The sequence below is a fragment of the Paraburkholderia bryophila genome (assembly GCF_013409255.1).
Classification (GTDB): domain Bacteria; phylum Pseudomonadota; class Gammaproteobacteria; order Burkholderiales; family Burkholderiaceae; genus Paraburkholderia.
Map to the genome: position 1 here is coordinate 3,782,093 of NZ_JACCAS010000001.1, position 12,081 is coordinate 3,794,173.

Sequence of the window (12,081 nt, forward strand, 5' to 3'; positions counted from 1 at the left end):
GCGCACACGTTCGGTGAGGACGCGGTACTCTCTGTTTTCCAAAAAGTACCGTCTTTCTCACTGAGCGGAGTACAGCATGGGTAAGCAGACTATCGCGGATTATCTGGCCAAAACCCTGGCGGCAGCAGATGTCGAGCGGATCTGGGGCGTGACGGGCGACAGCCTGAATGGCCTGTCGGACAGCTTGCAGCGGGTCGGTTCGATTCGCTGGATGCACACGCGTCACGAAGAGGTCGCGGCCTTCGCCGCCGGCGCCGATGCCGCGGCGACCGGCAAGCTCGCCGTCTGCGCGGGCAGTTGCGGTCCCGGCAACCTGCATCTGATCAACGGTCTCTACGACTGTCACCGTAATCATCAACCTGTGCTCGCGATCGCCGCGCACATTCCTTCGTCGGAAATCGGTCTCGGCTACTTTCAGGAAACGCATCCGCAAGAGTTGTTCAAGGAGTGCAGCCACTTCGTGGAGCTCGTGACGAATCCGTCGCAGTTTCCGCGCGTGCTGGAGCGCGCCATGCGCACCGCGATCGAAGAGCGCGGCGTCGCGGTGATCGTGCTGCCGGGAGATGTTGCGCTCAGCGACGCACCCGACATCACGCCGGCATGGTCCGGCACGCTGGAACGTTCGACGCTGACGCCATCCGAGCCCGATCTCGCCCGTCTCGCCGATCTGCTGAATCAGGCCGGCGCGGTGACGCTGCTGTGCGGCAGCGGCTGCGAGGGCGCGCACGACGAAGTGGTCGCGTTCGCCGATCAGCTCGGCGCGCCGACCGTGCATGCGTTGCGCGGCAAGCAGTTCGTGGAGTGGGACAACCCGTTCGACGTCGGCATGACGGGGTTGATCGGCTTCAGCTCCGGCTATCACGCGATGATGTCGTGCGACACGCTCGTGATGCTCGGCACCGACTTCCCGTATCGCAACTTCTATCCGTCGCACGGCTCCGTGGTGCAGATCGACCGGAACGGCTCCGCGCTCGGCAAGCGCACGCCGTTGAAGCTGGGTCTGGTCGGCGACGTCAAGGCGACCTTGCAGGCGTTGCTGCCGAAGCTCCAGCGCAAGACCGACCGGGGCTTCCTCGATAACGCGCGCAAACACTATACGGAAGCACGCAAAGGGCTCGACGATCTGGCGCGTCCGTCCGCGCCGGGGCGCGCGATTCATCCGCAGTACCTCGCCAGCATCATCGACAAGGTCGCGAACGAAGACGCCGTGCTGACCGCCGACGTCGGCACGCCGACGCTCTGGGCCGCGCGCTATCTGACCATGAACGGCAAGCGCAGTCTGCACGGCTCGTTCAATCACGGCTCGATGGCGAACGCGATGCCGCAGGCACTCGGTGCGCAAGCCGCCGAGCCGGGCCGTCAGGTAATTTCGCTATCCGGCGACGGCGGGCTGTCGATGCTGCTCGGCGATCTGCTCACCGCGCGTCAGCTCAATCTGCCGATCAAGGTCGTGGTGTTCAACAACAGCGTGCTCGGTTTCGTCGCGATGGAGATGAAGGCCGGCGGCTATCTGGAAGCTGGCACCGATCTCGCGACCACCGACTTCGCGGCGATTGCGCGCGGCGCGGGCATTTACGGTGTTCGTATCGAACTGTCGGAGAACATCGAACCGGCGCTGCGCGAAGCCTTCGCGCATCCGGGACCGGCGGTGATCGACGTGACGACCGCGAAGCACGAACTCGCGATGCCGCCGAAGATTCAATGGGCGCAGGCGAAGGGCTTCAGTCTTTATATGCTGAAGGCGGTGCTGAACGGACGCGGTGACGAGATCGTCGAATTGGCGACGACGAATCTGCGCTGAGGTGGTGAGGCGCTGAGTTGCTGAGTTGCTGAAGTGCTTTGCGACCGCTAATGCGCGGTCGGATTGCGAAAGAAGTTAGCGTATGCACGGCCACGCTGCCGCGCATACGCACGCACCACGCGTTAGCCGCTACTGCTGCCGGCTCAATTCCCGCGCCGCGCGATCGATCACGTCGGCAATCGCACCCGCATGCGACACCGGCGCGAGATGGCTCGACGCCATCGGCACGATCTTCGCGCCCATCCGGTCGGCCATGAATTTTTCGACGTCCGGCGACACGGCGCGGTCTTTCGTCGTCAACACATACCACGACGGTTTTTCTCTCCACGCGACATGACTGACCGTTTCGCTGAACGCCTTTGCGGCGATCGGCACTTGCGCGGTGGCGAGTACGCGCGTGAGATTCTCGGGTACGTCGGCGGCAAAGTCCGCATGATATTTGGTGCGATCGAGCCACAGAAAACCGCTCGCATCCGGAATGATGGCCTGCGCCGCCGGCATCGGCTGGGCGCGCTTCATCAGGTCCTGGGTCGATTCGTGAAGGTCCGGCGCAATCGCCGCGATGTACACGAGACCCGCTACATTCGGCGCATTCGCGCCCGCCTCGGTGATCACGACGCCGCCCCACGAATGGCCCACCAGCATGGTCGGTCCGTCCTGACGCGCGAGCACGCGGCGGGTCGCGGCGACGTCATCCGCTAGGGACGTCAGCGGGTTTTGCACCGAACTCACGTGATAACCCTTCTGCTGCAATTTGGCGACCACGCCATTCCAGCTCGACCCGTCGACGAACGCGCCGTGCACCAGCACGATGTTGCGCACGGGGCCGGTCATCGGCGCGGCGGGCGGCGTGGGCGCAGCGGCGGTGGGTGTGGGAGCAGGGGCTTGCGCCGCAGGCGTGGGCGGCGTCATGGGGGGCTGGGCTGCGGGCAAAGCGGGCGCTTCGGGCGCGCTGGCTTCCATGCCGGGCTCGTCGGCGGGTTCGGGAGAGGGCGCCATGTTGGGTGTCGCCATGGGCGCCTCGGCAGGCGCCGCGGTTTGGGCGAGTACGCCCGTCCCCGTGAAACAGAGACACAAAGCAGCGGCGCAAAGCAGGCGTTTGGGCAACATGTTGAATCTCCGGAGGCGGGAACCTCGACTAGGCGACCATACAGAAGCCCCAGGCCAGTGACAATCCCTAACCGCGCCGTTAAGTGCGGCGCTGAACGAAGCGCGGGTTGGTCCCAGTATTTGACTTATATCGGCCACGGTAAAATTTCCGGTTCTGCCCGGCAGGGACCATAAGTCCGATCGGGCGATCGATATCCATACACTGGGGCGCAATGTTGAATAGTGCACAGCAGCAAGACGGCCTGAAGCGCGGGCTGAAGAATCGCCATATCCAGTTGATCGCGCTGGGCGGCGCGATCGGCACCGGCTTGTTTCTCGGCTCCGCCAGCGTGTTGCAGGCAGCGGGCCCGTCGATGATTCTCGGCTACGCGATCGGCGGCATCATCGCGTTCATGATCATGCGGCAGCTCGGCGAAATGGTGGCGCAGGAACCGGTGGCCGGCTCGTTCAGCCACTTCGCGTACAAGTATTGGGGCGATTTTCCCGGCTTTCTGTCGGGCTGGAATTACTGGGTGCTGTACGTGCTCGTGAGCATGGCCGAGCTGACCGCGGTCGGCACCTACGTGCATTACTGGTGGCCAGGTGTGCCGTCGTGGATCTCGGCGCTGGTGTGTTTCGTCGCGATCAACGCGATCAATCTTGCCAACGTCAAGGCGTATGGCGAGACCGAATTCTGGTTCGCGATCATCAAGGTGGTCGCGGTGATCGGCATGATCGTGTTCGGCGGCTATCTGCTGTTCAGCGGTCACGGCGGCCCGCAAGCGTCGATCACCAATCTGTGGAGCCATGGCGGCTTCTTCCCACACGGCTTTCACGGCCTCTTCATGATGCTCGCGGTCATCATGTTCTCGTTCGGCGGGCTGGAGTTGATCGGTATCACGGCAGCCGAGGCCGATCAGCCGCAAAAGAGCATTCCGAAAGCGGTGAATCAGGTGATCTACCGGATCCTGATTTTCTACATCTGCTCGCTGACGGTGTTGCTCTCGCTGTATCCGTGGAATGAAGTGGCGGCCGGCGGCAGCCCGTTCGTGATGATCTTCTCGCAGATCGGTTCGACGCTGACTGCGAACGTGCTCAACGTGGTGGTGCTGACGGCGGCGCTGTCGGTGTACAACAGCGGCGTGTATGCGAATAGCCGCATGCTCTACGGTCTCGCGGAGCAGGGCAATGCGCCGCGCTCGCTGATGAAAGTCGACCGTCGCGGCGTGCCGTATATGGCGATCGGTTTGTCGGCGCTCGCCACGTTCACCTGCGTGATCGTCAACTATCTGATTCCCGCCGAAGCGCTCGGTCTGCTGATGGCGCTGGTCGTTGCCGCGTTGGTGCTGAACTGGGCGCTGATCAGCCTGACGCATCTGAAGTCGCGCAAGGCGATGGTGGCGGCGGGCGAGACGCTGGTGTTCAAGTCGATCTGGTTCCCGGTTAGCAACTACATCTGCCTCGCGTTCATGGCGCTGGTGCTCGTGATTCTGGCGATGACGCCGGGGCTGTCGGTATCGGTGTGGCTCGTGCCGGCGTGGCTGGTGGCGATGTGGGTCGGCTATCTGTTCAAGCGTCGGCGCGCGGCGCTGCAGGGCGGGGCGCGAGTGGCCGGGCAATAAGGCAATAAGGAGCAGAGCGATGGAAGCGAGCCGAGATCTCGAACAGTTGCTGCGTGACATGACGCCGGTCGTTGCTGCACCGGCTTATGTTTTCTGTAGCTTTGCCGATCGCCGTCTGCCGGCGGGCGTCAATGCGGTCTGTCTGTTCAACGAAGCCGAAGGTCTGACGGCGATTCTCGATCAGTCGGATGCCGATCGCCTCGGCATCGCCTACGACTTCACCGCGCGCATGATTACGTTGACGGTTCATTCGGATCTTGCCGCGGTGGGTTTTCTGGCCGTTATCTCGACGAAGCTGGCGCAAGCGCGAATCGCGTGCAACGTGGTGTCGGCCTTCTATCACGACCATCTGTTCGTGCCGGCCGAGCGTGTCGATGACGCGATGAACATATTGCGTGCGTTGTCGGCGCCGTTGGGCGCGGCAGAAGCATAAACACGCGCGCATAAAAAAACCCGCGAAGCTTTATGCTCTCGCGGGTTTTACTCAAACTAGCTGGTCAAACTCGAATTCGATTTGGTGCCCAGGGCCGGAATCGAACCGGCACGCCTTGCGGCGGGGGATTTTGAGTCCCCTGCGTCTACCAATTTCACCACCTGGGCAGGTCTTGCAGCACACGCGTCAGAAACATGGCGCGCGGCGAAGACGCAGATTATGGCAAAAAATCGGACGACGGGCAAGCCGGTTGCTCGATTCGAGCCGCGATGCCGTCAAACCGTCCGCGAAAATCGTTCGAGTGTCTGCTGGCCGAGGTAGCGATCGAACACCATCGCGATGTTGCGCACCAGCATGCGTCCGGCCATTCGCACTTCGAGCTTGCCGGCGCCGAGCGTGACCAGTCCATCGTCCTCGAAACCGCGCAGACGCTCCAGCTCGGGCTCGAACGTGTCGGCGAAGCGAATGCCGTAGGCCGCTTCGAATTCGTCGAAGCGGAGTTCCAGATTGCACATCAGTTGCGTTATTACGTCGCGGCGCAGACGGTCGTCGGCAGTGAGGCGCACGCCGCGTGTGATCGCGAGCCGGCCTGCGTCGATCGCCGCGGCGTAGCCGGGCAGGTCCTTGATGTTCTGCGCGTAGACATCGCCGACCTTGCCGATCGACGACGCACCGAAGCCGATCAGATCGCATTCCGCGCGCGTGCTGTAGCCCTGGAAATTGCGGTGCAAGGTACGCTGCGCCTGGGCGCGCGCGAGCTCGTCGGTGGGTAGCGCGAAGTGATCCATGCCGATGTACACATACCCTGCGCCGGTCAGGCGCTCGACCACCCGCTGCAGGATCGCGAGCCGCGCTGTCGGTGACGGCAGCGTGGCCGGGTCCATCTGCCGTTGCATCTTGAAGATCTGCGGCATATGCGCGTAAGCGAACACCGAGAGGCGATCCGGCGCAAGTTCGAGCATCGTGTCGAGCGTGCGGCTGAAGCTCTCGACCGTTTGATGCGGCAGGCCGTAGATCAGATCGACGCCGATCGAATGAAAGCCGGTTTCGCGCGCGGCTTGCATGACCGACGCGGTCATGTCGAGCGGCTGAATGCGGTTGATGGCCTGCTGCACGACCGGATCGAAATCCTGCACGCCGAGGCTGAGCCGGTTGAAGCCGAGCTGGCGCAAATGCGCGATCGTATCGGGCGATGCCTCACGCGGATCGACTTCGATCGAATACTCGCCTTCGGCTTCGGGCAGCAGCGCGAAGTGTTCGCGCGCGGCGGCCATCAGCTCCGCCATTTCGTCGTGCGACAGGAAGGTCGGCGTGCCGCCGCCTAAATGCAGTTGCGACACCGGACGTCGCGTGTCGAAACAGGCGGCTTGTAACGCCATCTCGCGCTTCAACTGGTCGAGGTAGGGCCGCGCGTGGGCGCGGTTTTTTGTCGCGACCTTGTTGCAGCCGCAGTAGAAGCACACGGTGTCGCAGAACGGGATGTGGAAGTACAGCGAGAGGTCCGTCGTGGCGGCGCCCGGGTCGGCGGCGGCGCGCAGGTAGTCGGCGGGATCGAACTCGTCGCGGAACTGCAGCGCGGTCGGATAGGACGTATACCGTGGACCGTTCGCGCTGTATTTGGCGAGCAGGTCGGGGCGAAACAGCGTCTCGGCGGTGGTCATGAGGGGCTCGGGTTGGTTGGCCACCTTGGAAGAGGCATGCTCGGGCGCACTTTGCCTGAGCGGATCGGGATCGGACACCACCGGTCTGTGCCTCTTGAGCGTGGCCTTTGTGATCCTCTGAGTTTACGTGAGCGGCCGTTTGCTGGATTGCGTAAAAAGGTCGCATGGAATGCGATGGCACAATGCGGGTCTACGGGATGTTGGCGGTGGGTGAGTTTAGGGAAATGGTGTGAGTGCGGCGGTGGATGAGGTTGTCGATGACGCGACGAATGACGTGGTGGGCGAAGCGGTGAACGAAGTGAAAGATCAAGTGCGAAACGAAGGGCAAAACGAAGGGCAGATCGACGTGCGGAACCCGGCGCAAAACGCCGTGGCGGGCAGCGCGGGGAAACGCGAGTCGCCGTTTCGCGTCGCGGGTCACGCGTGCCGGCCCGATTGCGGCGCGTGCTGTATCGCGCCGTCGATTTCGAGTCCGATTCCCGGCATGCCTGACGGTAAGCCGGCAGGCGTGCGTTGCGTGCAACTCGGCGACGATCTGCGCTGCGCGATCTTCGGTCAACCGGAGCGGCCGGCGTGCTGTTCCGGTCTGCAACCGCAGATGGACATGTGCGGCACGGAGCGCGACGAAGCCCTCGCCTGGCTGACGCAACTCGAAGTGCAAACCCGGCCGCGTAATGACGCAACCGCCCCGACTCCTACCGCGTGAACAACCAACCTTCTTCAGGAGATTCCGCATGATTGAACCCACCGCGCCGGCCCGGCGCCGTTTTCTGCTCGCCGCGCTGACAAGCTGTAGCGCGCTGGGCATCACCATCTCGCTGGCCGCCTGCGCGACGCCGACTTTCCCGTTCATCCCCTCGCACTACACGTTCTCGCAGCAGCAGGTGCAGGACGCGGTGCAGCGCAAATTCCCGTATCAGCGCACGGTTTCGCAAGTGTTCGACGTCGCGCTATCCAACCCGGTGGTCGGCTTCCTGCCGGACGCGAACCGCATCTCGGTGAAGCTCGACGCGCGTTTCGCAAGCCCGTTCATGCCGCAGCCGGTCGACGGCGTCTTCACGCTATCGAGCGAACTCGCCTACGACGCCGCCAGCAAGTCGGTCGTGCTGAAGTCGCCGAACGTCGACAACGTCAGCGTGAGCGGCCAGGCGCAGGTCTATACGCAACAGATCAGCGCCGCGGCGGCGGTGCTCGCCACCCAATTGCTGACCAACTATCCGATTTACACCTTCAAGCCCGAACAGTTGCAATTTGCCGGCGTGAATTACGAACCCGGTACAATCACGATCCTTACAAACGGCATACGTGTGCAGATCGTCGAGAAATGACGTGGCGCGCGGCCGTCAGGGCCGCGCCTGACCGTGCAGGCCCTGTCGTTCCGACTATTTACCGCGATGAGGGTCACGGATGGACTGGCTAATGGCTTGCAAGGCGCTGATTCTGGGCGTCGTCGAAGGGTTGACGGAATTTTTGCCGGTGTCGAGCACCGGGCATCTGATCGTCGTGGGCAGCCTGCTGAATTTCACGGACGCGCACGCGAAAACCTTCGATGTCGTGATCCAGCTCGGCGCGATTCTCGCTGTGTGCTGGGAATTCCGGCGGCGTATCGGCAGTGTGGTGACCGGCTTGCCGAGCCGTCCCGACGCGCGCCGCTTCACGCTGAACGTGATCATTGCGACGATTCCGGCGATCGTGCTCGGCTTGCTGTTCGAGAAGTCGATCAAGGCGGCGCTGTTTTCGCCGGTGCCGGTCGCGTTCGCGCTGGTGGCGGGCGGTGTGGTGATTCTGTGGGCAGAAGCGCGGCAGCGCGCGCGTGGCAATGCGCCGGCGCGCGTGCAAAACGTCGACGAACTGAGCCCGCTCGACGCGTTGAAAGTCGGCCTCGCGCAGTGTTTCGCGCTGATTCCGGGCATGTCGCGCTCGGGCTCGACGATCATCGGCGGGATGTTGTTCGGTCTCGAACGGCGCGTCGCCACCGAATTTTCGTTCTTCCTCGCGATTCCGATCATTTTCGGCGCAACCGCTTACGAGCTCTATAAAGACTGGCACCTGCTTTCCGTCGATGCGCTCGGCAGCTTCGCGCTCGGCTTCGTGGCGGCCTTTGTCAGTGCGTTCGCGTGCGTGCGCTGGTTGCTGCGCTATATCGCCGCGCACGATTTCACGGTGTTTGCGTGGTATCGGATCGGCTTCGGTTTGTTGATTCTGCTGGTTGGTTATAGCGGCGCGTTGAGTTGGGCGGATTGAGTTTTCTCGCGCCTTGCTTTTAGCCTCAACCATGAAAAAAGGTCCGCGTTTGCGGACCTTTTTGCTTGGCGACGGCGGTTTTAGCGCCCTGTCTGAGACGTTGCCGTCAGCCGCGTTTGCGGAATACGAGATCCCATACACCGTGGCCGAGCCGCAGCCCGCGGCGCTCGAACTTCGTCACCGGACGATAGTCGGGACGTGGCGCATAACCGTCGGCGGTATTGGCCAGCGCCGGTTCGGCGCCGAGTACTTCGAGCATCTGCTCGGCGTAGTTTTGCCAGTCGGTCGCGCAGTGCAGATACGCGCCCGGTTTCAGCCGCGACACCAGCAACGCGACGAACTTCGGCTGGATCAGCCGGCGTTTGTGATGACGCGCCTTGTGCCACGGATCCGGAAAGAAGATGTGCACGCCGTCGAGGCTGTCCGGCGCGATCATCTGCTCGAGCACTTCCACCGCGTCGTGCTGAATGATGCGGATGTTCGACACGTTCTGCTCGCCCATCAGTTTCAGCAGCGCACCGACGCCAGGCTCGTGTACTTCAACGCCGAGGAAATCGTCGTCAGGCCGGTGCGAGGCGATCTCCGCCGTGGTCGCGCCCATGCCGAAGCCGATTTCCAGTACGCGCGGCGCGGCACGACCGAACACGCTGTTCCAGTCGGGTTGTTGCGGCGTGTACGGCACCAGGTAGCGCGGGCCAAGTTCGTCCATTGCGCGGCGCTGGCCGGTCGAGACGCGGCCGGCGCGCGTCACGAAGCTGCGGATGCGGCGCAGGTGCAGGGCTTCGCCTTGCGGCGCGGCGGCGTCGCCGGTGGCGGGGTGGTCGTCGGCTGCGCTGGATGGCGTAGGGAGGTCGTCCGGCAGGCCGGCGTCGTTGGGATCGTGGATCATTGTCGATGCTGCTACAAGGGTCAGGGCTGCGCGGCTCGGGCGGCGTATCGCTACGCGGCGCTCCGCGCTCGCGGTGTATTGCGCGTGACATGGGCCATGGGCCGCCGTGGTTCGCACGCGCGGTTTGTCAGCACCGTGCGCGGCGAATCGCGCCGCCGGGCCGCCGCCACTACAAAAAAGCCGCCTTCGTGGAGGCGGCTCGTGCTGGATTCTGCTGAGGTTCAGCAGCAAGGTGGAGCGGGCGTTGCAAGTGCGCGTAAGGTAGCACAACCGAAAAGGGTGCGTCCAGACGGACAGGAGCTTGCTTTGCGCATGGAAAACGTCGGGCACATTGCATTTTAATAACCATGATGCGTTGTGCGATGCGCCGTGGTTCTAGATGGTACGGCGCAATTCGTGTTCGAGCTTCGCGCTGGCAATCTCGTTCAAAGGCCGAATGGCTTGCTCGAGAATCCGGATGAGCGACGGGGTCGCGCCCTGGGCTTCGAAGACGGTCTTCCAGCTTCGAACCGCGCCCCAGACGCGGCGGATAACGCCGAGGGCGGCGGGGCGATCCGGCACGAAGGCCGCGAATTCGCTCATGGCGTTGTCCAGTGTGGCCAGTTTTCCCTGGGTTCCAACGCTCAGATGCAAGCGCCTCTCCTGTGATGCGGACGGTCGCGGGACCACGTCGTACAAGGGGCTCAGCCGCCAGCCCTGTAACTGCGCGTCGTAGGAGAACGCGTGATTGCGCAAGTGGTCGTCGTCGTTGGTCACGAAGATGTTGAGCACCATCCGGGCGAACAGCTCTTCGTTGTCGCGCGCAATGCACTGGGGATGAACCTGCTCGCGGATGGTCTGCGCGAGATCCTTGTAGCCCTTGGCGATCGATTCCATCTCCGGGCAAGCCATCAAGGTCAGCGCGCTGACTTGCGGAATGCGTCCTTCGGTGAATCCCTCCTGCGGCTCGGTGTCGTAGCCGCGCGCCATGGCCGTGAGCGGCTGGCCCGCCGGCGCCCAGAAACGGTCGAACCGGCGAATCAGCAGAACCGGATGGTCGCCCACGGCGATGATCCGCACCGGCGGCACCGTCAGACCGGCCGCACGGGCCAGTTCCAGAGCGCCTGCCTCGACAATCGCCAGGTTGTAGGCGTCGTTTTTTGCCGGAAATTTGGCGAGCCACAGCACGCCTTGTTCGTCGCGTACAGACGCTTTGGGACGCGCGCCGCCGGCCGACGGTGCGCCGCCCAGGTAGGGCAGGAGATTCGCCGGAATCGGTTCGCCTGCTTCGACGGCCGCCGCTGCCTGGAGCAGATACGGCAAGCCCAGCATATTGCCGGCGGCCTGTCGGGGCGGTGTGTCGAGGCGTTCGCGAACGTCGAGCGCGCCGACCCGATCGCTGCCGGCTTCCAGCAGATAGGTGAATTCGTCGAGGCTATTCGGCGCGGCATGGAGCTGGGCCTCGATGACGCGCCGGCCCCAGGCGTCCGGAGCGGCGTCGCGAATGCCGCCAAATTCTCCGACCGCCGGCAGTGGATACCGCCGTGTGCCCGGATTTTCGCGAGCCTTTGCCAGGTTTAGCGCGAGCGGGTCCACCTCGAAGGCTTCCGGGCGTTTTACGTAGCGCGTGCCGTAAGCAAAACTGACCGTCCGCTGGTCGGTCGCGGCTTTCTCTCTGTCCAGCAGGCCGGCCGGCACGAATTGATGCGCGCCTTCCGCCTGGTCGGGCACATGAGCAAAAACGGCTACCCGGTCAGGGACGCGGCGAGTTGCCAAGTATGGCTCCTTAAAAATCGAGATCGCGAAGTTCGGTTTTGGTCGCGCTACGCACGCGCTGCGGCAGCTTGCGCGAGTGCAGCGCAATCAGGGCGGGCACGTCGCCAGCGAGTAACGCTTGCAACGACACCTCCGGCGCCATGGCGTGCACGTAGCGCAGGACTTGCGCCAACGTGCGTCCAGGATCGCCTTTTTCAATCAGAATCGCCGTGGACCGGGACAGTCCGGCACGCGCAGCCGCGTCGGACTGGCGCAGCTTGACGCCTTGCCTGAGTTGGGCGATGCGCTCACCCAACATTTGCGCTTCGGTGAGACGGACGGACGGCACGAGAGGCGTTTCGTTGCGCTTCATAATGTCTGCAATCGTAGTCTTAAAGTGACTTATGGCTTGTGATTGAGAACATGCTATGCCACTCAAGTTTTATCGTCAAGACCGGAATCACAGACCTTAAGCGCGTTAAAGACTGGGATTGCAGACATTTTTGGGGGCAATGGTCGCGGATCGATCCAGGCGCGCCAATTTCGCCAGACGACGGATTAACCCGACCGGAGCGGCCTTAGCAAATGATTCTGGTGGATGTCGACCC

Annotated in this window: 11 protein-coding genes and 1 tRNA gene; 6 read left to right on the forward strand and 6 right to left on the reverse strand. The window is 63.3% G+C overall.

The genetic code is table 11. The features are described from left to right. The first annotated feature begins 76 nt into the window (after window positions 1–76). The gene (gene poxB, locus GGD40_RS16920; RefSeq protein ID WP_179744309.1) at window positions 77–1,801 is read left to right on the forward strand and encodes a ubiquinone-dependent pyruvate dehydrogenase; all 1,725 of its coding nucleotides are present in this window, start codon (window positions 77–79) and stop codon (window positions 1,799–1,801) included. 129 nt (window positions 1,802–1,930) lie between these two features. On the opposite strand, the gene GGD40_RS16925 is transcribed toward poxB, so the two are convergent. Continuing rightward, window positions 1,931–2,911, reverse strand: coding sequence for an alpha/beta fold hydrolase (locus tag GGD40_RS16925; RefSeq protein ID WP_179744310.1), 981 nt, complete (start codon window positions 2,909–2,911; stop codon window positions 1,931–1,933). A 215-nt stretch (window positions 2,912–3,126) separates the two neighbouring features. On the opposite strand from GGD40_RS16925, the gene GGD40_RS16930 reads away from it, so the two are divergent. Together GGD40_RS16930 and GGD40_RS16935 are read left to right on the forward strand one after the other, a co-directional pair. After that, window positions 3,127–4,512 (forward strand): amino acid permease, encoded by a 1,386-nt coding sequence (locus GGD40_RS16930; protein ID WP_179744959.1) that lies wholly within the window; start codon window positions 3,127–3,129, stop codon window positions 4,510–4,512. A gap of 19 nt (window positions 4,513–4,531) precedes the next feature. Then, entirely contained in the window at window positions 4,532–4,945 is a 414-nt protein-coding gene (locus tag GGD40_RS16935) for an ACT domain-containing protein (RefSeq protein WP_179744311.1), read from the forward strand. Window positions 4,946–5,027: 82 nt separating this feature from the next. On the opposite strand, the gene GGD40_RS16940 is transcribed toward GGD40_RS16935, so the two are convergent. Together GGD40_RS16940 and hemN are read right to left on the reverse strand one after the other, a co-directional pair. Continuing rightward, a tRNA-Leu gene (locus GGD40_RS16940) sits at window positions 5,028–5,112 on the reverse strand. Between the two features lie 108 nt (window positions 5,113–5,220). Further along, window positions 5,221–6,606, reverse strand: a complete 1,386-nt coding sequence (hemN, locus tag GGD40_RS16945; protein ID WP_179744312.1) for an oxygen-independent coproporphyrinogen III oxidase — start codon at window positions 6,604–6,606, stop codon at window positions 5,221–5,223. A gap of 370 nt (window positions 6,607–6,976) precedes the next feature. On the opposite strand from hemN, the gene GGD40_RS16950 reads away from it, so the two are divergent. The 3 genes from GGD40_RS16950 to GGD40_RS16960 all read left to right on the forward strand — a co-directional run bounded on the left by GGD40_RS16950 (window position 6,977) and on the right by GGD40_RS16960 (window position 8,850). Beyond that, window positions 6,977–7,312: a YkgJ family cysteine cluster protein gene (locus GGD40_RS16950; protein WP_179708501.1), complete on the forward strand. Its 336-nt coding sequence runs from the start codon at window positions 6,977–6,979 to the stop codon at window positions 7,310–7,312. A 28-nt stretch (window positions 7,313–7,340) separates the two neighbouring features. Then, window positions 7,341–7,934: a DUF1439 domain-containing protein gene (locus GGD40_RS16955; RefSeq protein ID WP_179703286.1), complete on the forward strand. Its 594-nt coding sequence runs from the start codon at window positions 7,341–7,343 to the stop codon at window positions 7,932–7,934. 79 nt (window positions 7,935–8,013) lie between these two features. Further along, window positions 8,014–8,850: an undecaprenyl-diphosphate phosphatase gene (locus GGD40_RS16960; RefSeq protein WP_179703287.1), complete on the forward strand. Its 837-nt coding sequence runs from the start codon at window positions 8,014–8,016 to the stop codon at window positions 8,848–8,850. 106 nt (window positions 8,851–8,956) lie between these two features. Here the strand turns inward: GGD40_RS16960 and trmB are convergent, their stop codons facing one another. From trmB to GGD40_RS16975, 3 genes are all read right to left on the reverse strand, one after another. Next, window positions 8,957–9,739: a tRNA (guanosine(46)-N7)-methyltransferase TrmB gene (gene trmB / locus GGD40_RS16965; protein ID WP_179744313.1), complete on the reverse strand. Its 783-nt coding sequence runs from the start codon at window positions 9,737–9,739 to the stop codon at window positions 8,957–8,959. 375 nt (window positions 9,740–10,114) lie between these two features. Further along, window positions 10,115–11,494: a type II toxin-antitoxin system HipA family toxin gene (locus tag GGD40_RS16970; RefSeq protein WP_179744314.1), complete on the reverse strand. Its 1,380-nt coding sequence runs from the start codon at window positions 11,492–11,494 to the stop codon at window positions 10,115–10,117. A gap of 10 nt (window positions 11,495–11,504) precedes the next feature. Then, the gene (locus GGD40_RS16975; RefSeq protein WP_218900914.1) at window positions 11,505–11,846 is read right to left on the reverse strand and encodes a helix-turn-helix transcriptional regulator; all 342 of its coding nucleotides are present in this window, start codon (window positions 11,844–11,846) and stop codon (window positions 11,505–11,507) included. Between the last annotated feature and the right edge of the window lie 235 nt (window positions 11,847–12,081).

Bases quoted from the DNA above. Each gene is read 5' to 3' on its own strand.
- poxB (WP_179744309.1), top strand. From the start codon at position 77: ATGGGTAAGCAGACTATCGCGGATTATCTGGCCAAAACCCTGGCGGCA.
- GGD40_RS16925 (WP_179744310.1), bottom strand. From the start codon at position 2,911: ATGTTGCCCAAACGCCTGCTTTGCGCCGCTGCTTTGTGTCTCTGTTTC.
- GGD40_RS16935 (WP_179744311.1), top strand. From the start codon at position 4,532: ATGGAAGCGAGCCGAGATCTCGAACAGTTGCTGCGTGACATGACGCCG.
- hemN (WP_179744312.1), bottom strand. From the start codon at position 6,606: ATGACCACCGCCGAGACGCTGTTTCGCCCCGACCTGCTCGCCAAATAC.
- GGD40_RS16955 (WP_179703286.1), top strand. From the start codon at position 7,341: ATGATTGAACCCACCGCGCCGGCCCGGCGCCGTTTTCTGCTCGCCGCG.
- GGD40_RS16960 (WP_179703287.1), top strand. From the start codon at position 8,014: ATGGACTGGCTAATGGCTTGCAAGGCGCTGATTCTGGGCGTCGTCGAA.
- trmB (WP_179744313.1), bottom strand. From the start codon at position 9,739: ATGATCCACGATCCCAACGACGCCGGCCTGCCGGACGACCTCCCTACG.
- GGD40_RS16975 (WP_218900914.1), bottom strand. From the start codon at position 11,846: ATGAAGCGCAACGAAACGCCTCTCGTGCCGTCCGTCCGTCTCACCGAA.